The following is a 22,230-nucleotide window of genomic DNA, read 5'->3' on the forward strand; positions in this document are numbered from 1 at the left end:
CCTCGCACAGAGGGATCGGAGCCGGGCCTGTGAGGAGTGGATGCGCAGATGGGATCCGGTGATGGGGGGTGTCCGCCCTCGAGGAGCGGCCTCCGGGGCCGGGCCCGCTCGTGGGAGCGGGTGAACGGCCGTCGGCCGCCCACGGGGGCAGGGCACCGGCGCAGACAGCGGCAGGCGTCCGTCGCCGACCACTGTTCCATCGTTGGAAAACTGTGTGCAGCGGAATGAGAGCACGCCGCCCGGCGGCTGTCCAGGCCCTGCGCAGGACGGCTCCGGGGGTCACTCCGGTCGTCAACAGGTCCTCGTCCCGGCGCTTTTGGGAAACGTCGCGCAACACCCTTGCCGCATGTCGACCGGCGGCTATATAACGTTGTAAACCCGAGGTCGCCAACGGCCGCTCGGACGCGTTCCACCTTCCTTTCCCCAGGTCGGAGTTGTTTCCGACCGAGCCTGCCGGACCGGTCGCAGGCTGACTCTCCGTACCCACGCCGCCCGACCGCACGCCACTCGGCGGTGCGCTCACCCCGCCTAGGAGTGTCCTGAGATGACCATCCCGAAGAGATCTCGCTCGCTCACCGTCGCCTGTCTGCTCGCCGCCACCGCGACACTGGCCGTGTCCGGCTGCGCCAAGTCGGAGACCCCGAGCAACGCCGGCGGTGACAGCAGCCAGGCCGCCCAGGCGGCCGAGACGCCCGCCGGCAGCTCCGGCTCCGGCTGCACGCTCGAGACCTACGGTGCCCCGAAGCTCGACCTGAAGGGCGCGGTCGTCGGCTTCTCCCAGTCGGAGAAGGAGGCCAACCCCTTCCGTATCGCGGAGACGCAGTCCATCAAGGACGAGGCCGCGAAGGTGGGCGTCAAGAAGTTGCTCACCACCAACGCGCAGTCCCAGCTGTCCAAGCAGATCAGCGACATCCAGGACATGCTCGCCCAGGGCGCCCAGTTCCTCATCGTCGCCCCGCTGAACTCCGACGGCCTGGAGCCCGCGTTCAAGGCCGCCGCGGCCAAGAAGGTCCCCGTCCTCACCATCGACCGCAAGGTCAACGCGGGTGCCTGCAAGGACTATCTGGCCTTCCTGGGCTCGGACTTCGTCGAACAGGGCAAGCGGGCCGCCGATGCGATGATCAAGGCGACCGGCGGCAAGGGCAAGGTCGCCATCCTCCTCGGGGCGTCCGGCAACAACGTCACCACCGACCGCACCAAGGGCTTCGTCGACCAGGTCGCCGCCAAGGCGCCCGGTCTGGAGATAGTCGCCCAGCAGACCGGCGAGTTCGCCCGCGACAAGGGCCAGCAGGTCATGGAGCAGCTCATCCAGTCCAAGCCGGACATCACCGCCGTCTACGCCGAGAACGACGAGATGGCCCTCGGCGCCGTCACCGCCCTGAAGTCCGCCGGCAAGAAGCCCGGCAAGGACGTCAAGATCGTGTCCATCGACGGCACGCGCAATGCCGTCCAGGCCCTGGTCAACGGCGAGATGAACGCCGTCATCGAGTCCAACCCGCGCTTCGGTCCGCTCGCGTTCGCCACCGCGCAGAAGTTCTACGCCGGTGAGGAGATCCCGGAGAACGTGATCATCAGCGACCGAGCCTACGACGAGTCCAACGCCAAGGCGTCCATCGGCGGAGCGTACTGACCGAGCTCGCTCCGGGCCGCCGCGGTGCTCGTGCCCGCGGCGGCCCGGGAACCATCCCACACGATCTCCGGAAGGCCGAGTTCATGGCATCCCCCGAAGCGGCAGCGTCCGCGGCGACCGGCGAACCGCCGTCACTCACGCCGACGGTGCTGGAGGCCCGCGGCGTCAGCAAACGCTTCCCGGGCGTGGTTGCCCTCGACGACGTCTCGTTCACCCTGCGCGCGGGAGAGACCCACGCGCTCGTCGGCGAGAACGGGGCGGGCAAGTCCACGCTGATCAAGGTACTGACCGGCGTCCACCGCCCCGACGGCGGAGAGTTGCTGCTGTCAGGGCGGCACGTGCACTTCGCCCGGCCCTTCGAGGCGCAGCAGGCCGGCATCTCCACGATCTACCAGGAGGTGAACCTCGTCCCCCTGATGAGCGTTGCCCGCAACATCTTCCTCGGCCGCGAACCGAGGACCCGGCTGGGGCTCATCGACTTCGGGCGGATGCACCGCGAGGCCGCCACCCTGCTCGAAGGCTTCCGCGTCACCGTGGATCCCCGCCGGCCCCTGCACACGCTGGGCGTCGGCACCCAGCAGATGGTCGCGCTGGCCCGCGCCGTGTCGGTCAGGGCCCAAGTGGTGATCATGGACGAGCCCACGTCGTCCCTGGAGCCGCGCGAGGTCGAGACCCTGTTCCGGGTCATCGGCGATCTGCGCCGGCAGAACATCGCCGTCCTCTACGTCAGCCACCGCATGGACGAGCTGTACCGCGTCTGCGACCGCGTCACCGTGCTCCGCGACGGGCGGCACATCCACACCGGCGACCTGGCGGACCTCGAGCGTGTGCAGCTGGTGTCCATGATGCTCGGCCGGGAGATCACCGAGGTCCGCCGGCACGGCGTGACCAGCTTCGGCGACGAGGGCCACGACATCGCGCGCAAGCCGGTCCTCACCGCGGACGGACTGACCAGCAGGCACCGCCTCGACGACATATCGCTCGATCTGCACCCCGGCGAAGTGCTCGGTCTCGGCGGCCTGTTGGGGTCGGGACGCAGCGAGACGGCCAAGGCGCTCGCCGGCGCGCTGCCCCTGGACAAGGGAAACATCAGCGTGGCGGGCCGGGTGCTCCGCCGGATCTCCTCCGCGAGCGCCATCCGCGCCGGGATCAGCCTGCTGCCCGAGGACAGGAAGGCCGAAGGCATCGTGCCGGGCCTCTCGGTACGCGAGAACATCGTGCTCGCCGCACTGCCCCGGCTCTCCCGCGGCGGCATCGTCTCCCGCAAGCGGCAGGACCGCATCGTCGACATCTTCATGAAGCGTCTGCGCATCAAGGCGTCGAGCCCCGAGCAGAAGGTCGGCGAACTGTCGGGCGGCAACCAGCAGAAGGTGCTGCTCGCCCGCTGGCTGTGTCTGGAGCCCAAGGTACTGCTGCTCGACGAGCCCACCCGAGGCATCGACGTCGGTGCAAAGGCCGAGGTGCAGGCGCTCATCGACGAGCTCGCGCAGGAAGGGCTCGCCGTGCTGCTGATCTCCTCCGACATCGAGGAACTCATCGAAGGGTCGGACCGGATCGTGGTCCTGCGGGGCGGGGCGACGGCAGGCGAGCTGACGGGCGACCAGGTCAGCGAGGCGGCGCTGCTCGCGGTGCTCGCCGACCACGCGCCCGCGCCGGCCCCGCCGGCGGCGGAGACCGACGCCGAGGTCGAGGTCGAGGCCGACGCCGACAGCGACGCCGATGCCGATGCAGGCGGGGGCGCACACGCCGACACCGACGCCACCGACCCGCTCGCCCCGGAACCGGCCCCGGAACCGGACCCGGAACCGGCCCCGGCCCCGGTTCCTGACCAGGCCCCAGGCGATGTCCACGCCGATCTCGCGGCCCACGCCCCGGCCGACGACCCGGCCGTCAAGGAGGACCTCCGATGACCACCCACGCCCCCGCAGCGCCGGGGCGGAGCCTGCCACGGCTGCCCGGACCCGCGTGGTTCCAGGAGTACGGCGTGTACGCGGCGGTGGCCGCGCTCCTCCTCTTCAACGCCTTCTTCACCGAGCATTTCCTCACCGCCGACAACCTTCGCACCCAGCTGATCCAGGTCGCCCCGGTCGTCATCGTGGCTCTGGGCATGGCGCTGGTGATCGGCACCGAGGGCGTCGACCTGTCGGTGGGTTCCGCCATGGCCCTGGCGGCGGCCGTACTGCCGCTCTACCTCGGCTACGGTCTCGTTCCCGCCCTGCTCATCGCGCTCCTCGCGGGAGCGGTGGTCGGCGCGGTGAACGGCACCCTCGTATCAGTGGTGGGCCTGCAACCCATCGTCGCCACACTCGCGCTGTTCGTCGGAGGCCGCGGGATCGCCCTGGTCATGGCGGACGGGCAGCTGAAGCAGATCTCCAACCCCGACCTGCTGGCCCTCGGCACCGGAAGCTTCCTCGGCATCCCGCTCGTCGTACTCATCGCAGGAGTACTGGCGCTCGCCGTCGCCTTCCTCGTCCACCGCACCACCTTCGGACGGCAGGTCGTCGCGATCGGCGGCAACCGGCCCGCCGCGGCCCTGGCGGGTCTGCCCGTCAAGCGTGTTCTCACCGGCGTCTACATCCTGTGCGGCGTGCTCGCGGCGCTCGCCGGCATCCTCGCCACCGCCCGCCTCACCGCCAGCGACCCATCCTCCCTGGGCAACCTGATGGAACTGTCCGCGATCACCGCGGTGGTCGTGGGCGGGACACCGCTCAGCGGTGGCTCCATCCGCGTGCTGGGCACCGTCGCCGGCGCGCTGCTGATGCAGCTGCTGCGCGCCACGCTCGTCAAGCACGACCTGCCCGACTCGACCGCCCAGATCGCCCAGGCGGCCATCATCATCGTCGCCGTCTACGTCGCACGGGAGCGCCGATCCCGATGAAACTCTCCTCAGTTCTCGACCCCGCCGGGACACGAGCACCGTCCCCCGGGACCGGCGGGCAGGCCGGTCCGGAGGCCCAGGCCGGCGTGTCCGGCAGGCAGCGCGTCGCCTCGCTCGTCCAGCGGCAGGGCGTGCTCGCGGTCCTGCTCCTCGTCGTCCTGATCGCCTCCTTCGTCTACCCGACGTTCGCCACGCTCGACAACGCCCGTGGCGTGACGGTGCAGGCGTCCTTCCTCGCCATCGTCGCGCTGGGCATGACCATGGTGATCATCACCGGTGGCATCGACCTGTCCGTCGGCTCCGTCTTCGCCCTCGGCGGCGTACTCGCGGCATGGGCGTCCCAATGGGGCGTACTCCCGGCGCTGTTGGTCCCGCTGGTGGTCTGCGGAGCGATCGGCGCACTCAACGGAGTGCTCATCGCCCGCGTGGGCATGGCTCCCTTCATCGTCACGCTCGCCTCCCTGCTGGGCGCCCGTGGACTGCTGCTCGCCATCACCGACGAGGGCGCCACCACCTATCTGGTGCCCAAGGACTCGGCGTTCGCCGAGCTCGGCCAGGGCAGCGTGTGGGGCTTCGGCTACCCGATCCTGATCGCCCTGGTGCTCTTCGCCGCAGGCGGCGTGGTGCTCCAGCGCACCTCGTTCGGTCAGACACTCTTCGCGGTGGGCGGCAGCAGCGACGCCGCCGTGCTGATGGGGCTTCCCGTGGCACGCGTCAAGCTCACCGTCTACCTGCTGAGCGGACTGCTGGCCGGCCTGGCCGGAGCGATCAACGCGGCACGGCTCTCGTCGGGCGTGACCATCATCGGCGTCGGCATGGAACTCGACGCGATCGCCGCCGTCGTCATCGGCGGGACTCTCCTCGTCGGCGGCGCCGGCTCCCTCAGCGGCACGCTGTGGGGCGTGCTCCTGCTGGCGGTGATCCAGAACCTCATCAACCAGATCGGTTCGCTCAACTCGTCCTACCAGTCCGTGGTGAGCGGCGGATTCCTCATCGTCGTCGTGGTGGCGCAGCGGTACCTGGCGCGAAGCCGAAGAACCGCTTGAGCCGGGCGGCGGCCCGCGGACCTCGGGGGACCGGGGGCCGCCGCCCGGTCGACCACCCCCGGAGCTGGACAACCCGGCCGCCTTCCGGTCGGCTCAAGTCGAACACAAGGAGTGCCGTGGGCGTCAGCCTCAAGGACGTCGCGCAGCGGGCAGGCGTGTCGATCAAGACCGTGTCGAACGTGGTGAACAACTATCCCCATGTCACACCGCACATGCGCGCCAAGGTGCAGCAGGCCATCGACGAACTCGGTTACCGTCCCAACCTCACCGCACGCCATCTGCGCAAGGGACGCACCGGCATCATCGCCTTCGCCGTTCCCGAACTCGGCAACCCCTACTTCGCGGAACTGGCCGGCGCCGTCATCGACGCCGCCGCCCGCCACGACTACACGGTGCTCGTCGATCACACCGCCGGCCTGCGCGAGCGGGAGCTCCTGGTCAGCCAGGAGTTCCGGTCGCACGTCATCGACGGACTGATCCTCAGCCCCATCCATCTGGAGACCGAGGACCTGATCGGCCGTCAGGAGACCTCACCCCTGGTGCTGCTGGGGGAGCGGGAGTACGAGGCCCCGTACGACCAGATCGCCATCGACAACGTGGCCGCCGCCCGCACCGCCGTACGGCACCTGCTCGATCTGGGCCGCGAACGCATCGCCTTCCTCGGCTCACGCACCGACCGCGAGCGCCGGCCCGCCCACCTGCGACTGCGGGGCTGGCGCGAGGAACTCGCCGCCGCAGGCCGGGAACCGGACGAGACACTCGTCGTCGCCACCGACGGCTACGGGCGCGCCGACGGCGCCGCCGCCATGGCCGCCCTGCTCGACCGGGGCCGGCGGCCCGACGCCGTGTTCGCCTACAACGACCTGATCGCCATGGGAGCGATGCGTACGCTCACGGAACGCGGACTCACCGTCCCGGACGACGTCGCCGTGGTGGGCTTCGACGACATCGAGGAGAGCCGCTACGGCAGCGTCACACTCACCACCATCTCTCCCGACAAGCAGGCCATCGCCCGGCTGGCCGTGGACAGCCTCGTCGAACGGCTCTCCGGTCACGTGATGGCCGAGCCCCGCAGGGCGAGACCCGGCTACCGGCTCGTGGTCCGGGAGTCGACCGGCCCCGCGGAGGGGCGGCAGGCCGCCCGCGTGCCCGCCCAGGGGGCAGGTTCCGCACCGGCTCCGGAGGCTGGTTCCGCACCGGTCCGGGAGACGCGTTCCGTCCCTGCTCCGGAGGCCGGTCCCGCACCGGCGACGTAGAGGGACCGGAATCCGCCTGACGGCGACCCGGCATCCGACCGGCGACGCTCCGGCACGATCCCGGCGACCACCGGGATCCGACCCCCACCGGCCAACCGTGTTCTTTGGGGACACCACTCGCTACGAGGACTCATCATGCCCCGACCCACCGCGCATCACAGGCCGTTCGGATGCACGCCGAGCGGAGAGGACGTCGGCCTGTGGCGGCTGGAATCCGGCACCGGCGTGTACGCCGAGATCCTCACCTACGGCGGCATCCTGCACGCACTCGGCGTGCCCGACACCGCGGGCGACACCGCCTCCGTGGTGCTCTCCCTGCCCTCCGCCGACCAGTACGCGGAGAAGAGCCCCTACTTCGGCGCCCTCATCGGCCGGTACGCCAATCGCATCGCCCATGGCCGCTTCACCCTCGACGGGGCGACCCATCACGTCCCCGTCAACGACCGCGGGCACGCCCTGCACGGCGGCCCGGAAGGTTTCGACACGAAGGTCTGGCACGCCACCCCGCTGGTCGAGGACGACAGAGCGGCGGTACGGCTGTCGTTGCACAGCCCGGACGGCGAGATGGGTTTTCCCGGCGCGCTCGATGTCACCGTCACCTACGCGCTCGACTCCTCCGGCACCCTCTCCCTGTCCTTCACGGCGGAGACGGACCGCCCCACGGTCGTCAACCTCTGCAACCACGCGTACTTCAACCTCGCCGGAACCGGCGACATCCTGGCCCACACCCTTCAGGTCGACGCCCCCGCGTACCTGCCGGTCCGCGAGGACGGCATCCCGACGGGCCGGCCACTCGACGTTCCGGGCACACCCTTCGACCTGACGACGCCCGCGCTTCTGGGCGACCGGCTGTCCGCACCGGACGCCCAGACGGAACGGGCCGGGGGCTTCGACCACTGCTGGGTCCTGTCGGCCGCCCCCGCCGGCACACTGCGGCGCGCCGCCCGGCTCACCGCCCCGTCCGCGGAACGGGTCATGGAGGTGTGGACGACGGAACCGGGACTGCAGGTCTACACCGCCAACCAGCTCAACGGCTCGCTCATGGACGGCCACGGACGAAGCCTCGGCCGCCACAGTGCCGTGTGCCTGGAGACCCAGCACTTCCCCGACACGCCCAACCGCCCCGACTACCCCAGCACCGTCCTGCGCCCCGGCGCGACCCTGACCAGCCGCACCGAGTTCCGCTTCCCGCACCTGTCGACGTGATCCCCCGTCACTTCCGCAGCACTGCCCGCGTCTACGCGGCCCGGTACCCGGCCGCGAGCTGTCAGGTGAGATCCGCGCCCCGCAGCAGCAGTTGTCCCACGGCCAGCGCGGCCACAGCGATCGCGGCCCGGAAAGGCCCCTTCCTGTTGCCGTGCCGCATGGCCGTGGCAGCCACCGCCGCACACCCGGCCGTGGCCGCTACCGCCCATCCGATCACTCCGGCCGTGCCCGGAGGCCCGGCGGTGAGCACGCCGAGAGCCGCCAGCATCACGGCGGGGGCGAGCCACCGGCACGCGGTGGCGCCCAGCCGTTGCGGCAGTCCCCGGACACCGGTCGCCAGATCGTCGTCGATGTCCGGAAGGACGTTGACGAGATGTGCCCCGACGCCCAGCACGGCACTCCCGACCGTCGCCCACCAGGCGGGCCACGGCTGGGACGGCAGGCCGAGCGTGACGAACGCGGGCAGTGAGGCGAACCCGAGGGCGTAGGGGAGAGGGGAGAACACGGTGCTTTTCAGCAGGAGGTTGTAGGCCCAGCCCCCGGCCAGCACTCCCGCCAGGTGCACCGCCGCCGCCGTCACCCCGCTCAGCAGGGACAGCGGGACGCAGAGAACGAGCGCCGCCGCGGCTGCCCTCGTCACCACGTGCTGAGCCAACACGCCCGCGGCCACCGGTTTGTCCCGGCGGCCGACGGCGGTGTCCCGACGCGCGTCGACCGCGTCGTTGCACCACCCCACGGAAAGCTGTCCGGCCAGCACCGCGGCGGCGACGCCCAGTGAGCCGGCCGGCCCGCGGCCGGCCGACAGGGCCAGTGCGGTGACGAACACCGTCACGGCGACCGTCGCCTCCGGGTGGCACGCACGCAGCAGCACCAGTAGCCGGTGTGTCGCCCGAAGGGAAGTCGCGGAGGGGTATAGAGACACGGGTGCAAGGTAATGACCGGATCGACCGTGAGGAGACATCCCGGTATGCGTGTCCCCGCGCTCGATGAAATGACCCCCGCCCACTCCGTCGCGTCGAACCGGACCACCACCGTCGCCGCCGTACGGACCGCTCTGCCGTCGCACCGGTACGCCCAGAGCGACCTGACCGAGCTGATCGGCGATCTGTGCCTGCGGCCGGGCGAGGACCGGGGCCTGCTGCGCCGGTTGCACCGTTCTGCGGGGGTGCGTACCCGTCACCTCGCCCTGCCCATCGAGCGGTACCAGGGGCTGAGCGACTTCGGGCAGTCCAACACCGCATGGATCGAGGCGGGTCTCGCGCTCGGCGAGGAAGCCCTGGTGGGCGCCTTCGAAAGCGCCGGGATCACAGCGGCGGACGTGGACCTCCTGGTCTGCACGTCCATCACAGGGGTCGCCGCTCCCTCGCTCGACGCCCGCCTCGCCGTACGTGTGGGAATGCGGCCCGACGTGAAAAGGATCCCCGTGTTCGGCCTGGGCTGCGTCGCCGGCGCGGCGGGTCTCGGCCGGATCCACGACTACCTGTGCGGCCATCCGGAGGACACCGCCGTCCTTCTCAGCGTCGAACTCTGTTCGCTGACCCTGCAGCAGCGCGACGGATCGCTCGCCAACCTCGTGGCGGGGGCACTCTTCGGAGACGGCGCGGCCGCCGTCGTCGCACGCGGCGGCCGGGCGGCGGGGCCGGACGCCGGCCGGCCGCGGGTCGTGGCCACCCGGGGCCGGCTGTATCCGGACACCGAACACCTGCTGGGCTGGAAGATCGGCGCCAGTGGCTTCCGCGTCGTCGTCGACGCCGGCATCCCTGACATCGTCCGGGCCCGCCTCGGTCCGGACCTGCGGGCCTTTCTCGCCGCCCACGGCCTCGGCCCCGACGACGTCGGCACGTGGATCTGCCACCCCGGCGGCCCGAAGGTGCTTTCCGCGGTCGCCGACACACTCGACCTGCCCGATGGCGCCCTGGAGTCCGCCTGGCGGTCACTGGCGAGCGTGGGGAACATGTCCTCCGCCTCCGTACTGAGGCTGCTCGAAGACATCGGCAGGGCCGGGCGCCCCGAGCCGGGGACCTGGGGCGTACTGCTCGCCATGGGCCCCGGGTTCTGCACCGAGTTCGTCCTCCTGCGCTGGTGAGGAAACGCTGATGCTCTGGTACACCGTGCTCGTTCTCGCCGTCGCGGCGGAACGCGTCGTCGAACTCGTCGTGGCCAGGCGCAACGCCGCCTGGACCCTCGCCCGTGCCGGCGTCGAGCACGGCCGCGGTCACTACCCCGTCATGGTGGCCCTTCACACGGCTCTGCTCGCAGGCTGCCTGATCGAGCCGGCCGTCGGCGACCGGCCGTTCGTCCCCGCCCTCGGCTGGTCCATGCTGGCCGTCGTCGTGCTGGCCCAGGCATTGCGCTGGTGGTGCATCAGGACACTCGGCCCCTACTGGAACACCCGCGTCATCGTGGTTCCCGGGGCGCGCCTCGTCCGGGCAGGGCCCTACCGTTTCGCCCGCCACCCCAACTACGTCGCTGTCGTCGCGGAGATCGTCGCCCTGCCACTGGTGCACTCCGCCTGGGTGACGGCCGTCGTGCTCAGCGCGGCCAACGCGGTCCTCATGGGCGTCCGGGTCCGCTGCGAGAACACGGCTCTTGCCCAGGCCGTGACGGCATGAAGCCGATCCACGACCTCCTGGTCGTCGGAGGCGGGCCCGCCGGCCTGGCGACCGCGCTGCACGCCGCCCGGGCGGGCTTCGACGTCGTCGTGGCAGAGCCCCGCGGAGCGCCGATCGACAAGGCGTGCGGCGAGGGACTCATGCCCGGGGCGGTACGGGCGCTGCAGGCGCTGGGTCTGAAGGTCCCCGGCCAGCCGATCGCCGGCATCCGTTACGTGCAGGGCACGCGCGGGGTCGAGGCCGCGTTCCGGCAGGGGCACGGCCTCGGCGTGCGCCGCACCAGCCTCCATCTGGCCCTCCATACGGCGGTCGTCGACGAGGGAGTGCCCGTGCTGCCCCTCCGGGTCAAAGACGTGTACCAGGACGCCACGGGTGTCACCGAGTGCGGCACCGGCCTCCGTGCCAGATGGCTGGTCGCGGCGGACGGACTCCACTCGCCGGTGAGGCGGTCGCTCGGACTCCTGACCACCAGCCGTGGCACCCCCCGGTACGGACTGCGCCGGCACTACGCGGTGCCGTCGCGGTCCCCGTACGTCGAGGTCCACTGGGGCCGGCACGGGGAGGCCTATGTGACACCGCTCGGTCCCCGGCTCGTGGGCGTCGCCCTCCTGACCTCTCGGCGCTCGCCGTTCGGCACCCAGCTGGCCGGCTTCCCCGAACTGGCCGCCCGGCTCCACGCCGGGGCGGCCGTGACGGACGTGCGAGGCGCGGGCCCGCTGCGGCAGACGGCCGGCGCTCGCGTCCACGGGCGCGTGCTGCTGGTGGGCGACGCCGCCGGATACATCGACGCGATCACCGGAGAAGGCCTCTCGCTGGCCCTCACGGGCGCCGAAGTGCTGGTCGACCATCTGCGACGCGGGACGCCCGCCGCCTATGAGTCCGCCTGGAAGGCCGCCACCCGGCGACACCGGCTTCTGACCGACTGCCTCGTACGGGCCCGGCAGCAGCCCCTGCTGGCCCGGCTGATCGTTCCCACGGCCCGGAGACTGCCCCGCGTGTTCACCGCCGCGGTGAACGCTCTCGCGTGACCGGGTGTCCCGCCCCACCGCCGCCCTGCGGGTGCTGCGGCCGCGCCATGAGCACCGCCACGTCGTCCTGCGGGCGTACGGGCAGAAGTTGCCGCAGGACGCCGTCACACAGCTCCTCCAGCGGCTGCTGATCATGGTCCCGCAGGGCGTGGGCGAGCTGGCCGAGGCCCTGATCGAGGTCCCGGCCGCGGGCCTCGATGAGGCCGTCGGTGTACAGCACCAGCAGGCTGCCGGGAGGCAGCCGGACCTGTTCCGCCCGGAAGTCCTGTCCCCCCGTTCCCAGTGGAGTGCCCGGTGGGCCGTCCAGGTAGGTGATCGCGCCGCCGGGCGAGGCGACGGCCGGCGGAGGGTGGCCGGCTCTGGCGATCAGGCATCCGCCGGACACGGGATCGTGGACGGCGTAGACGCAGGTCGCCATTTCGTCCTGTCCCATGTCGGCCACCACGGCGTCGAGCGAGCGGAGCACCTGTGCGGGTGGGATGTCGCTCCGGGCGAGCGTCCGCACCGCTGTGCGCAGTTGCCCCATGACGGCGGCGGCATGGATGCCGTGGCCCATGACGTCCCCGATGACGAGTCCGGTTCTGCCCTGGGGCAGCGTGATGACGTCGAACCAGTCGCCGCCGACATCGTGTTCGCTGGCGGGCAGGTAGCGGCCGGTGAGTTCGAGGCCGCTGACCGTGGGAAGTTCACTGTTCGTCAGGCTGCGCTGCAGAGTGAGGGCCGCAGCGCGCTGGCGGGTGTACATGAGCGCGTTGTCGATGTTCAGTGCCGCTCGGGCGACGAGCTCGTCGATGAGCACGCAGTCCTGCTCGTCGAAGGGCTCGTGGGTGCTGAGCCGCGTCACCACGACGGCTCCGAGCACCTTGCCCCGCGCGACCAGGGGGATCAGCCGCGCCGAGCCGAGGGTCTTGAGGTACGCACGCAGGTCGTCGGCCCGGGGATCGGTGATCAACGCAGGCACGTCGGAGCGGTACAGGTCCGTCGGACGCCCGTCCGCGATGACGCGTTCGTACAGGGATCCCTGCGGGATCCGGGACGTCATGCCGGGCAGCAGTTTCGCCGTGGGGGCGGACGGCTCGGGAAAGACGGCGGCCATGCGGCGGACCACACCCTGCGTGGACGCCGCGGACTCGTCCGGGTCGATGAGCTCTTCGAGGAGCTGTACGTCGGCCGAGTCGGCGAGCTGGGGCACCAGCACCTGCACCACCTCCTCGGCGGTCTGCCGCAGGTCCAGGGTGGTGCCGATACGGGTACCTGCCTCCGCGAGCAGGGCGAAGCGGCGCCGCGCGCGCTCGGCCTCGATCTCGGCCTGCTGCCCCTCGGTGATGTCGATGAGGGAGGCGATCACTCCCAGTGTCCGGCCGGAGCCGTCGACCAGCGGAGCGTACGAGCAGGACCAGGTCCGCTCCCGGTCCGGGTCGGCGGCGGTCCGGCCCGTACGGCGGATGTCGACGACCGCGGTGCCCCGGTCCAGTACTTCGCGCATGGTCGATTCGAGCGCCGCGGCATTGACGCCGGGCACCACTTCCGTCAGCCGTTTGCCCAGATGCTCGGCGGCGGGGACACCGTTCATCCGGGCCAGGGCGTCGTTGACCCGCAGGAAACGCAGATCGGTGCCGAGGGTGGCCAGGCCGATGGGCGACTGGGTGAAGAGACTTTCCAGTGCCGCCAGCGATTCCCGCATACGCAGCACTTGCGAGGTCTCCACGGCGATCAGGAGGGCTCCCGCCCGTCCCTGCGCGTCGGCGGCCGGGACGATCCACATCTCCATGGTCACCCGGTGGCCGTCGCGGTGGCGCACGGAAAGGGTCCCGACCACGGTCTCCCCGGCGTGGACGCGCCGCGTGAGCTGATCGGCCAGTGGCGCGTTGCCCTCCGGGACCAGCAAGGCGGACGCGGGTCGGTCGAGAATGTCCTCGGGCCGGTGCCCGAGCAGGTCCTGGGCGGCCAGGGACCACTCCACGACGCGTCCGTCCGCATCCTCTCTCCAGAGCGCGATCGGCAGCAGCTCGCGGAGTACGCCCGCGTATCCGACAGCGCCTACGGGCGGCACCTGGCCCGCCGGCCGGTGAGCGTCCAATATGAGACCTCACTACAAATGGATCATTTAATACCAAATCACCCTAGCCGAGACTCCGTGGCCGGGCCCGGTCCGGCCGCCGGCCCCGACACGATTCCCGCCGGATCCGCACCCCTATTCGGGCAGGGTTTCGGGGTTCCGCGCCGCGGCGTCGTCGCGGCCCTTCGGTGCCGGCTTCGTGTGGATGTACAGCTGCCGGCGGTCCTCCACCTCGAGGTGCCGGGGCAGCGGCAGCTCGAAGCGCACCGGGCGGCCGTGGTCCGCCATCTGCCTCGCCGGGTTGTAGACCCGGTTGAAGCGCCACAGCATCCGGGCGAAGTTCGTCTGGCCGCGGGCCAGGTTGGCCGCCAGGACGCGGGCCGCGCCGAACGCGGTCCGCAGGCCGAGGTGCTTGCGGTTGATCACCGACTGCGTGCGCACCAGCTCGCGGTAGAACTCGTCCAGGGGCAGCGTCGTCGGCACGACCGCGTGCTGGATGTCGAAGAGCCGGTAGTCGCGGGTCGTCAGCTTCCGAGCCTCGGTGTGCCAGATCTCCGTCCCCGGATACGGAGTCATCACGGTGAGGTGGACGATCTCCGGCACCGAAAGAGCGAATTCCCGGACGATCCTGAACCTTTCCCGGTCCCAGGCGGGGTCGACGATCAGATTGATGGCGACGGTGATACCGAGCTTCCGCGCCGTCTCGAGGGCGTGGAAGTTCTCATCAGGGCTGATGCGCTTCCGGTAGAGATCGAGCCCTTCGGCGTCGATCGCCTCCATACCGAGGAACATGTATTTCAGGCCGAGCCGCGACCAGCGCTCGAAGATCTCCCTGTTGCGCAGCAGGACATCGGCACGGGTCTCGAGGTAATAGCTCTTCCGGATACGGCGGCGTTCCAGCTCCGCGGCGATCCCGTCGCCGTGTTCGGGACGGATGAATGCGACGTCGTCGACGATGAAGACGTTCCGCTCCCGGATGCTCGCCATTTCCTCCGCCGCGACCTGCGGGGAAGCCTTGCGGTAACTGCGGCCGTAGAAGGTCCAGGCGGAGCAGAACGAGCAGTCCCAAGGGCAGCCGCGGGTGAATTCGATCGAGGCGCAGGGGTCGAGCTCGCCGATGAAGTAGCGGCGGCGGTGCCGCAGGAGATCGCGGGCCGGGCGAGGCGAATCGATGCTGTGCAGCATGGTGGGCGCCGGGCCCCGGCCCTCCAGGGTGACCGCCCCGGGCACGGAGGACAGGCCGCCGTCGCGGGCGGCGTCGAGAAGCGGCCCGATCGCCGCCTCCCCCTCGCCACGGGCCACCGCGTCCACGGCGCCGTCGGCCTGCTCCAGGACGTCGTCGGCGACGAAGGACACGCTGTGCCCGCCGAAAAAGACGAACACGCCGGGCAGCCTGCGCTTGGCGGCCTGGGCGATCTCGATCGCCTCGGGAATGTTCGCCAGATAATTGAGTGAAACGCCGATGGCCTCCGGCCGGAAGGATTCCATCAGACGCTTCAACGCCGTATGCGATTCGGTCTGCAGGTCGATCACCCGCACCTCATGACCCGATTCCCGTGCGGCACCCGCAACACGCTCGAGACCCAGCGGCTCCAGGCGCAGGAAGATCTCCGAATACATGAGCGCGCTCGGATGAATCAACAGCAACCGCATGCCGGCCTCCAGCTCGTAGAAGAGGAACCCACACCCTTGCGCGAACACTCCGGGCCTTTCGGTCACCCCCGTGGCCGCGCCGCGGAGTGCGAGACGGTGGCATGAGATGTCGGCAAGCAAACACCTCGTCACATCCGAGTCGCGGGACCTGACGCGGCAGAGCGCCTTTCGTGTCTCGTTTCCGACTCGCATGGCGGCACACCCATGGCGGCACACCGGGGAGGAGCGCGGCCGGCGGCGTCCACGTCACAGCAGTCCGCGCGTGGGGCCCGGCGGCCGTCAGGTCCTGCCCCTGGGCTGTGGCCGAAGCCTCTGGACAGCCGACAGCCGACAGCCGACAGCCGGAAGCCGGAAGCCGACAGGCGACAGGCGACAGCCCAGGCCATGGCGACGGCTTACAGAGGCGCCCTGAGCGGGACGCGGACGAGGACTTCCTTCACACCGGTGCCGACCCCGGAAACGAGCCCGCTGCCCACACAAGCGCCGTGGGGGCCAGGAAGACGGCGCCGGCTCCGCCGAGGACGGACGTGTCAGGCATCCTCGAAGAGCAGGTCCTCGGGCGGATGCGTCATCTTCACGGTCTGGCCGTTCGTGGCCTCGACGACACGGTGCAGGCCCCTGCACCGCTCGCCCGTGGACAGGACGGAGAAGCGGTCCCCGACGCCGGCCAGAAAGGCCGGGAAGCACGCCAGAGGCATGGTCCCGAGCTGGAGGTAGTCCACCAGCCTGCGGAACAGCTTGGGGAGAAGCACGACATCGTCCGTGAGCGACGCCAGACCGGTGATCTTCGCCCCGGTCGTGGTGACATCACTCGGCCACAGGCCCCGTCCCGCGTCCCGGGCCTCCTTGACCGCACCGGCCATCTCGGCCCGCAGGCTGGTGAACAGGCTGCGGTAGAACGTCGGGTACACCAGGCCCGTCGTGACCAGATGGTGGTTGACCGTCGTCCTGAGCACAGCGGTGTCGACGTCGATCTCCAGGCCACTGGTCCCCGGAGGTGCGCCGCGCCCTGCCAGGGCGATGCAGCGGCCGTGGACATCGGAACCGCGGGTGAGTACGAACCCGGGGACCGTGTCCGGGGTGGTGGCGGTCACGGTCTCGTCCGGGCGGCGCTGGACATCGGTGAAACCGAGCCACCCCAACAGCTCGTCGCGTGCGGCGTGGGCGAACTGCAGCGGCTGGTGGACACGGTTCGCGCCGTAGTGCGTCTCGAGCGCGTCCACCGCGTCGAGCCGCAGCTTCGCGCGCCCCACCACGCTGTGCTCGACGGCGCGGCCCAGCCCACCGCCGACCAGGCTCCACTCCGAGGGGTCGTCGGCCGTGAAATGGACCGTGTCCCCGTCGGGTTGCGAGCCTTTGACGTCGTAGAAGCCCTTGATGAGCAACATGGGCATGGCGACACCTCCGCGGATTCGACGGCGCGTGGCTGCGTGGCCTCCACGTCGGTGCCGGTGCCGGGCCGGTGCCCGGCTGCCCACCGAGTACGGAAGGACGGTCGATGCAGCAGCCGCCTCACTTGCAGGCTACGGACCTGCTGTCAGCCCGGCGTCATCCTGCCGTCATCGGCCCTGGACCCGAACTGAGGGGACGGCTCGGCCCCCGGTTCCTGATTCAACAACTGGCGCGACGCCTGGGGACGGTGACGGTGCCGGCACCGGCACCGGCACCGGCACCGGCACGGTCTGCGGGGAACTGCGACGCCTGCGAGAGGTCGCCCGTCGGGCCGCATGTGGCTGAAGTGCCGCTGGACTCCTGCACCTGCCCGTGCCAGGTTCGCTGCCACAGGGAAAACCGGCTACGGGGGGCTGGGAATGCTGGTTGCCGAGTTCAGCACCGACGTCGTGGAAGCGCCGGAGCGGTTCGCCGTGTGGGAGGAAGCGACGAACCGGTCGCACATGCGCAATCGGCTGCGCAGCAACGACCGCGACGACTTCCGGGCCGAGCTGCGCGTTCTGAACCTGGGTGAGGTGCAGGTGTCCGCGGTGGCCTACCCGCATCTGGAGATAGCGCGGACGGCGAAGCTGATCCGGCAGTCGGACCCCGAGGTGTACCAGATCAACTACTTTCTCGCCGGGAAGGGCGCTGTCTCCCTGGACGGGGGTGACACGGCGCTGAGCGTCGGCGACCTGGTAGTGATGGACAGCAGCCGTCCCTATCAGGGGGACGTGCATGCGGTTCCGGGCGGTTGGTCGCATGTGACCGTGCAGTGTCCCCGCGGGCTGCTGCCGTTGCCGGAGAAGACGGTGCGGAGCCTGCTCGGTGTCCCGATCAGCGGACGACACGGCATGGGCGGGGTGTTCGCCCGCTGGGTGACCGACCTCAACACCCGCGCCCACGAGTTCACCCCGGCCGATGTCCCCACGCTCACGTCGGTCACCGTGGACCTCCTGGCGTCCGTAGTCGCTCGCTACCAGGAGGCTGAGGATGCGATGAGCCCCGAGGCCCGTCGGTCTGTCCTTCAGGCACGCATCCACGACTTCGTCCGACAACGGCTGGCCGACCCGGATCTCACCCCCGAGACCATCGCCGCCGCCCACGGCATTTCCACCCGTCATCTGTACACGCTCTTTCGTGAGCAGGGCCTCACCGTCGCCGCGTGGATCCGTGAGCGCCGCCTGGAGTGCTGCCGCCGTGACCTCGCCGATCCACGCCTTCTCTCCTGCACCATCCAGGCCGTCGCCGCGCGTTGGGGCTTTTCCGATCCGGCTCACTTCAGCCGGATCTTCCGCAGAGCCTGCGGCATGACACCCACCGACTATCGCCGCCACGTCGTGCAAGAAAGAACAACAACTGTGCAGAGATAGCCAAGGGCCGGCCACGCCGGACGCGGCATCCTCATAGCAGGACGTGCCACCCGCGAATCCCGGCCCAGTCCGGGGCGGCGTGCCGGCCCGCACGGCCTGTGGGAGAGGACCCTGCCCGTGAAGCCGGGCGGAAGGGCCCGGCGGGATCCGGGGCGGAGTCCGTACGTCCGGACGACGTCCGGCACTTACCCGGACAGGGGTCAACGGACCAGGACATGGGGGGACGATGCTGGCGGACGAGTACGGCTATCAGGTGTCACGCGTACCGGCGTCGAGCTTTCCCGGCCTTGCGGAGCGGCTGCTCAGTGAACGGCGGACCGCACGCACCATCGTCATGGTGGGGTGCCTGCTGTGCGCCGTGGCCACAGTCCTCATGTGGCAGTGGTGGATCCCCGCCGGGACCGGTGTGGCGGAGTGGGTGATCATGGTGTCTGTCTTTTCGGCCCTTATGGGGCTCTTCTTCCTGCTCCCAGGCTTGTTCATGGTCCTGCCCCAGGCACAGCAGCTGGTGAGAATCTCCCGGGCTCATCCGTTCCAGGCGTGGCCGTGCCAGCTCGAGCGGCTCCGGACCGGCGAAGGGGTCGTGCTGCTGTTGGCCCCGGACGGCAGAGTCGCGCGGGAACTGCGGTCGACCATTCCTGAGGACGTGTGGCGCAACACGGCCGACGGTCGCGGTGTCCTGTGGATCGCCGGCGACCTGCGGTTCGAATGCCTGGTGGCAACGCCGGGCGCTCGTAAGGCATGGCGTGCCAAGGGTGCGCCGTACGGTGCTTCGCCGGCATCCGGAGCGGGGCTCCACCCGGTGGAGGAAGAACTGATCCGTACGGTGACCCAGGAAGCGTTCAGCAACTGGGTCCTGTGACAGCCCCCGACGGGGCCCGGTCAGTTGGCGGGCAGCGGTCGGGTCCCGTGCGGGTGCAGGCGGTTGGTGAGGAAGGCGAGAATCTCGTCGCGGGCCCGTACCGTCGGATGGCCGGCCTCGTCGACGAGATGCGCGGTGACGACGCTGTGCGGGGTGCCGACCAGATCGGCGAAGAAGGGCGGCGGGGACGGGTTGGCGGCGTTGTCGGGCAGGACGCGCCCGTCGAAGGCGTCGCCGAGCAGCGACCGGTAGGCGGCGAAGCGCTGTCCCGTGCACCAGCGGTCGCCCTCGAAGCGGTAGGCGAGGACGGTGAGTCCGTCGCGGTCGAGCCGGTCGCGCACCGCCTGCGCGTCCGCCTCGTCGAGTTCGAGTCCGCCGGGGTCGTCGAGCGGCAGCGACGGGTGGTTGACCACCGGGGCGATCACCGCCGGCTCCAGGGCCATGGTGAGGGCGAAGTTACCGGTGAAGCACAGTCCGATCGCGCCCACGCCGGGCCCGCCGCACGTGGTGTGGGCCTGGCGCGCCAGGCCGCGCAGCCAGGCTGTCACCGGGCTGGTGCCGCCCCCGGCGAACGCGCGGAACTCGGCGCTGACACAGGCGCGGCGGACGACCTCCCGGCCGCCCTCGACCGTGGGAAAGGCGCCGTCCGTCCCGAACAGGGAGGGCACGTGGACGGTGAAGCCCGCGTCCCGCACCCAGCGCGCGAGCCGCAGTACGTCGGGACTGATGCCCGGCATCTCGGGCAGCACCACGACCGCGGGCCCGGTCCCGGCCACGTACACCGTCTTCTCCACCCCCTCGACGGCCACGCTCCGGCGGGTGAAGTCAGTGATCGGATCGTCGTCGCTCATGGAGGCCAGCCTGCTCCCGGGGCCGGCCGCCGGGTGAGGGGCGGGATCGCCAAGGCCAGGGGTAATCTCGCCACACGCGAGGGAGGCGAGCGGTACGCGGCCGGCCCGGGCCCGGGACACCAGGGGGTGGGGAGCGATGACGGAGGCGACGCGGCAGGCGCAGGACAGTGCGGGCACGGGCGCCGGGTCGGGTGCACTACGGGTCGGGGTCCTGGCGTACCCGGACTGCTTCGCGTCCGAAGTGTTCGGCGTCCCTGACCTGTTGACGATGGCCGGGCATGTCGCCGGACCGGACGCACCCGGCTACCAGGTGTCGGTCGTCTCGCCCCGCCGCCGGGTCACCGCCTCGGGTGGCGCGAGCCTGGACGTACGTCCCTTGCGCGAGGTCGACGTCCTGGTGGTCCCCGGCTTCGAACTGCGCCCCGACACGGACCTCGACGCGCGGCTCGCCCGGCTCGCCCCCGAGATCGCCGCGATCCGCGCGCAGGCCGCCGCCGGCACCGCCGTCGTCTCCCTGTGCGTCGGCGCGTTCCTGCTCGCCGAGGCCGGGCTCCTCGACCGGCGCCGGGCCACTACCTCCTGGCTGCACGCCGGCGAACTGGCCACGCGCTACCCGGACGTGGACGTGCGGCCCGAGCGCCTGGTCGTCACCGACACGGGGGTGACGACCACGGCCGCCTTCAGCGCCATGTACGACTTCGCGCTGGACCTGATCCGCCGGCACCACGGCGCCAGGGTGGCCCGCGCCACCGCGCGGTTGGCGCTCGTCGACGACGCGAGGACCTCCCAGACCCCGTACGTCGACCCGCGGCTCCTCCCGCAGCCCGGCCGGGAGTTCTCCCAGCAGGTCATGCGGCGGCTCGACCAGAACCTCACCGAGCGGTACGACCTCGCCGCGCTCGCGGACGCCTTCGGAGTCAGCACCCGCACGCTGCTTCGCCGCTTCGCCGAAGAGACCGGACGCAGCCCGCTGGCCCATCTGCAGGCCTCCCGGGTCCGCCGCGCGCGCCATCTTCTGGAGACCACCGACCGCACCGTCGCCGCAGTCGCCGCGGCAGTCGGCTACGAGGACCCCGGTACCTTCGCCGCCCTCTTCGCCCGCCACACCGGCCATCGCCCCAGCGTCTACCGGGCGGCCTTCCGCCGCGCGGCCCGGGCGTCCGCCCCGGACGGCGGCGCCTAGAGGAGCACGCCCTCCCGCTGGAGAACGCCCGCGCCCGGACGGTGTACCGGATGCCCAGCGCCGTCGACCGCCTGCTCATCCCCAACGCGGAGCCTCGCCCAACGCGGAACCCCGCCCAAGGCGGGGCACCGTGCTGCTTCTCCGAGAGGCCATCGGACACTGACCCGGCCCGAAGCCCGTTTGACCCACGGGCTCAGAGCCAGTCAGTGATGGCGGCGATCCGGACGGTTGCTTCGCAGCGGGCTTCATCGCCCTCCGGCCGAACCGCCGACCGTCAGGCGTGTGCCCAGCTGTGCGGCGCGGGCGAGTAGTAGAGGCTCTCGATGTTGTCCGGCACCGCTGAGGAGAGCGTCTCCTCGTTTCTGCGGTGGCGACCGGGTTGCAGCAGCTCGCTGTCGCCGGCCCTCGGTGACAGACGGCCCTCGGCGGCCAGGTGCTGGGCGCGCAGCAGCAGTGCCCTGGAACTGAGGCCCAGCTCTTCGGCGACCCTCTGGAGGTCCAGTCCCGACTGCCAGCTCCACTGGAGGACGGAGTCCATGCCGGGTGACCAGACCACCGAGTCATCGGCGGGGCGTGCCACATGTTCGACCGGTGGCGCGGGCGCGGGCGGTGGCGCGGGCGCGGGGACCGGGGCCGGAGGTGTCTCCACACGTGGGTGGGGGAACGGGCTTTCGGGTGCCGCGAAGTCGTCCTCGTGCGGGACCGGCGCCGCACGGGAGTCCGGACGAGTGGTGAGGATGTGCTCCGCGACGGTGCGGGCGTCGGCCTTGCCGACGGTCTTGCGGGCCACGCGGACATCCCGCGCGTTCAGCCCCATCAGATCCGCGACGGCTCCGTCGCTGCCGACCGTGACCGCGAACGCGGCGAGCATCCGCGCTCGGTCCGCGTGCGCCTCGTCCAGGATCGCCCGTGCCTGCCGTACCTTGTCGTCGCTGCTGCAGAAAGCTTCAGCCAGAAGCGAGTTGCGCTGCCAAAATTCACGTGGTTCCACGCCGGAGAAACGATCTTCCACGGTGCGCGACACCTCGCCGGCCAACGATTACCCGAGACGGACCAAATGTCTTATGTGCAGTCGATGCTATGGAAACGCTGCACCGCCGGCCGGCCGGTGAGACGGACGCCTCCGACCACGAAGCGCCCGGGCGGCGTGTCGCGGCCCGGG

18 protein-coding genes are annotated in these 22,230 nt (G+C 71.0%); 12 read left to right on the top strand and 6 right to left on the bottom strand.

Annotated elements, in window-relative coordinates; genetic code table 11:
* Positions 1–544: 544 nt before the first annotated feature.
* The 6 genes from AB0K36_RS04820 to AB0K36_RS04845 all read left to right on the top strand — a co-directional run bounded on the left by AB0K36_RS04820 (position 545) and on the right by AB0K36_RS04845 (position 8,016).
* A complete protein-coding gene (locus AB0K36_RS04820; protein WP_364588306.1) occupies positions 545–1,630 on the top strand; it encodes an ABC transporter substrate-binding protein in 1,086 nt (361 codons plus the stop codon).
* Positions 1,631–1,713: 83 nt separating this feature from the next.
* A complete protein-coding gene (locus AB0K36_RS04825; RefSeq protein ID WP_435877777.1) occupies positions 1,714–3,540 on the top strand; it encodes a sugar ABC transporter ATP-binding protein in 1,827 nt (608 codons plus the stop codon).
* Entirely contained in the window at positions 3,537–4,508 is a 972-nt protein-coding gene (locus AB0K36_RS04830) for an ABC transporter permease (RefSeq protein ID WP_307709964.1), read from the top strand. The genes AB0K36_RS04825 and AB0K36_RS04830 overlap by 4 nt, the downstream gene beginning before the upstream one ends.
* Positions 4,505–5,554, top strand: coding sequence for an ABC transporter permease (locus AB0K36_RS04835; RefSeq protein WP_364588309.1), 1,050 nt, complete (start codon positions 4,505–4,507; stop codon positions 5,552–5,554). The genes AB0K36_RS04830 and AB0K36_RS04835 overlap by 4 nt, the downstream gene beginning before the upstream one ends.
* Positions 5,555–5,670: 116 nt before the next feature.
* Complete coding sequence (locus tag AB0K36_RS04840) at positions 5,671–6,810, top strand: LacI family DNA-binding transcriptional regulator (protein ID WP_364588312.1); 1,140 nt, start codon at positions 5,671–5,673, stop codon at positions 6,808–6,810.
* 135 nt (positions 6,811–6,945) lie between these two features.
* Positions 6,946–8,016, top strand: a complete 1,071-nt coding sequence (locus AB0K36_RS04845; protein ID WP_364588315.1) for an aldose epimerase family protein — start codon at positions 6,946–6,948, stop codon at positions 8,014–8,016.
* A gap of 61 nt (positions 8,017–8,077) precedes the next feature.
* Here AB0K36_RS04845 and AB0K36_RS04850 read toward each other — a convergent pair whose 3' ends face one another.
* On the bottom strand, positions 8,078–8,977 hold the full coding sequence (locus AB0K36_RS04850) for a UbiA family prenyltransferase (RefSeq protein WP_435877778.1): 900 nt from the start codon (positions 8,975–8,977) through the stop codon (positions 8,078–8,080).
* Between the two features lie 6 nt (positions 8,978–8,983).
* Between AB0K36_RS04850 and AB0K36_RS04855 the strand changes: the two genes are divergently transcribed.
* The 3 genes from AB0K36_RS04855 to AB0K36_RS04865 are packed head-to-tail and all read left to right on the top strand — an operon-like array spanning position 8,984 to position 11,656.
* A complete protein-coding gene (locus AB0K36_RS04855) occupies positions 8,984–10,102 on the top strand; it encodes a type III polyketide synthase (RefSeq protein WP_364588321.1) in 1,119 nt (372 codons plus the stop codon).
* A gap of 10 nt (positions 10,103–10,112) precedes the next feature.
* Complete coding sequence (locus tag AB0K36_RS04860) at positions 10,113–10,628, top strand: isoprenylcysteine carboxyl methyltransferase family protein (protein ID WP_364588323.1); 516 nt, start codon at positions 10,113–10,115, stop codon at positions 10,626–10,628.
* Positions 10,625–11,656: an NAD(P)/FAD-dependent oxidoreductase gene (locus tag AB0K36_RS04865; protein WP_364588326.1), complete on the top strand. Its 1,032-nt coding sequence runs from the start codon at positions 10,625–10,627 to the stop codon at positions 11,654–11,656. The genes AB0K36_RS04860 and AB0K36_RS04865 overlap by 4 nt, the downstream gene beginning before the upstream one ends.
* On the opposite strand, the gene AB0K36_RS04870 is transcribed toward AB0K36_RS04865, so the two are convergent.
* The 3 genes from AB0K36_RS04870 to AB0K36_RS04880 all read right to left on the bottom strand — a co-directional run bounded on the left by AB0K36_RS04870 (position 11,628) and on the right by AB0K36_RS04880 (position 16,762).
* The gene (locus AB0K36_RS04870) at positions 11,628–13,736 is read right to left on the bottom strand and encodes a SpoIIE family protein phosphatase (RefSeq protein WP_364588329.1); all 2,109 of its coding nucleotides are present in this window, start codon (positions 13,734–13,736) and stop codon (positions 11,628–11,630) included. The genes AB0K36_RS04865 and AB0K36_RS04870 overlap by 29 nt on opposite strands.
* Positions 13,737–13,850: 114 nt before the next feature.
* On the bottom strand, positions 13,851–15,368 hold the full coding sequence (gene hpnR, locus AB0K36_RS04875; protein WP_364588331.1) for a hopanoid C-3 methylase HpnR: 1,518 nt from the start codon (positions 15,366–15,368) through the stop codon (positions 13,851–13,853).
* 530 nt (positions 15,369–15,898) lie between these two features.
* Positions 15,899–16,762 carry a nuclease gene (locus AB0K36_RS04880; RefSeq protein WP_364588334.1) on the bottom strand — a complete coding sequence of 288 codons (864 nt, stop codon included), beginning with the start codon at positions 16,760–16,762 and terminating at the stop codon, positions 15,899–15,901.
* A 417-nt stretch (positions 16,763–17,179) separates the two neighbouring features.
* Between AB0K36_RS04880 and AB0K36_RS04885 the strand changes: the two genes are divergently transcribed.
* Positions 17,180–18,172 carry an AraC-like ligand-binding domain-containing protein gene (locus AB0K36_RS04885; protein ID WP_364588337.1) on the top strand — a complete coding sequence of 331 codons (993 nt, stop codon included), beginning with the start codon at positions 17,180–17,182 and terminating at the stop codon, positions 18,170–18,172.
* A 226-nt stretch (positions 18,173–18,398) separates the two neighbouring features.
* A complete protein-coding gene (locus AB0K36_RS04890) occupies positions 18,399–19,034 on the top strand; it encodes a hypothetical protein (protein ID WP_364588340.1) in 636 nt (211 codons plus the stop codon).
* A 20-nt stretch (positions 19,035–19,054) separates the two neighbouring features.
* Here the strand turns inward: AB0K36_RS04890 and AB0K36_RS04895 are convergent, their stop codons facing one another.
* Entirely contained in the window at positions 19,055–19,885 is an 831-nt protein-coding gene (locus AB0K36_RS04895; RefSeq protein ID WP_364588342.1) for a dienelactone hydrolase family protein, read from the bottom strand.
* Between the two features lie 136 nt (positions 19,886–20,021).
* Here AB0K36_RS04895 and AB0K36_RS04900 point away from each other — a divergent pair, with 136 nt between their 5' ends.
* Positions 20,022–21,068: a GlxA family transcriptional regulator gene (locus AB0K36_RS04900; protein ID WP_364588345.1), complete on the top strand. Its 1,047-nt coding sequence runs from the start codon at positions 20,022–20,024 to the stop codon at positions 21,066–21,068.
* 274 nt (positions 21,069–21,342) lie between these two features.
* On the opposite strand, the gene AB0K36_RS04905 is transcribed toward AB0K36_RS04900, so the two are convergent.
* A complete protein-coding gene (locus AB0K36_RS04905; RefSeq protein ID WP_364588348.1) occupies positions 21,343–22,080 on the bottom strand; it encodes a hypothetical protein in 738 nt (245 codons plus the stop codon).
* Positions 22,081–22,230: the final 150 nt, after the last annotated feature.

It is taken from the genome of Streptomyces kurssanovii, assembly GCF_040677245.1.
Classification (GTDB): Bacteria; Actinomycetota; Actinomycetes; order Streptomycetales; family Streptomycetaceae; genus Streptomyces; species Streptomyces kurssanovii.

What these genes read in the sequence shown, in the direction of transcription:
- AB0K36_RS04865 (WP_364588326.1), top strand. Translation starts at nt 10,625, where the DNA reads ATGAAGCCGATCCACGACCTCCTGGTCGTCGGAGGCGGGCCCGCCGGC.
- AB0K36_RS04860 (WP_364588323.1), top strand. Translation starts at nt 10,113, where the DNA reads ATGCTCTGGTACACCGTGCTCGTTCTCGCCGTCGCGGCGGAACGCGTC.
- hpnR (WP_364588331.1), bottom strand. Translation starts at nt 15,368, where the DNA reads ATGCGGTTGCTGTTGATTCATCCGAGCGCGCTCATGTATTCGGAGATC.
- AB0K36_RS04825 (WP_435877777.1), top strand. Translation starts at nt 1,714, where the DNA reads ATGGCATCCCCCGAAGCGGCAGCGTCCGCGGCGACCGGCGAACCGCCG.
- AB0K36_RS04820 (WP_364588306.1), top strand. Translation starts at nt 545, where the DNA reads ATGACCATCCCGAAGAGATCTCGCTCGCTCACCGTCGCCTGTCTGCTC.
- AB0K36_RS04850 (WP_435877778.1), bottom strand. Translation starts at nt 8,977, where the DNA reads ATGTCTCCTCACGGTCGATCCGGTCATTACCTTGCACCCGTGTCTCTA.
- AB0K36_RS04880 (WP_364588334.1), bottom strand. Translation starts at nt 16,762, where the DNA reads ATGCCCATGTTGCTCATCAAGGGCTTCTACGACGTCAAAGGCTCGCAA.
- AB0K36_RS04855 (WP_364588321.1), top strand. Translation starts at nt 8,984, where the DNA reads ATGCGTGTCCCCGCGCTCGATGAAATGACCCCCGCCCACTCCGTCGCG.
- AB0K36_RS04900 (WP_364588345.1), top strand. Translation starts at nt 20,022, where the DNA reads ATGACGGAGGCGACGCGGCAGGCGCAGGACAGTGCGGGCACGGGCGCC.
- AB0K36_RS04845 (WP_364588315.1), top strand. Translation starts at nt 6,946, where the DNA reads ATGCCCCGACCCACCGCGCATCACAGGCCGTTCGGATGCACGCCGAGC.
- AB0K36_RS04835 (WP_364588309.1), top strand. Translation starts at nt 4,505, where the DNA reads ATGAAACTCTCCTCAGTTCTCGACCCCGCCGGGACACGAGCACCGTCC.
- AB0K36_RS04890 (WP_364588340.1), top strand. Translation starts at nt 18,399, where the DNA reads ATGCTGGCGGACGAGTACGGCTATCAGGTGTCACGCGTACCGGCGTCG.
- AB0K36_RS04885 (WP_364588337.1), top strand. Translation starts at nt 17,180, where the DNA reads ATGCTGGTTGCCGAGTTCAGCACCGACGTCGTGGAAGCGCCGGAGCGG.
- AB0K36_RS04895 (WP_364588342.1), bottom strand. Translation starts at nt 19,885, where the DNA reads ATGAGCGACGACGATCCGATCACTGACTTCACCCGCCGGAGCGTGGCC.
- AB0K36_RS04830 (WP_307709964.1), top strand. Translation starts at nt 3,537, where the DNA reads ATGACCACCCACGCCCCCGCAGCGCCGGGGCGGAGCCTGCCACGGCTG.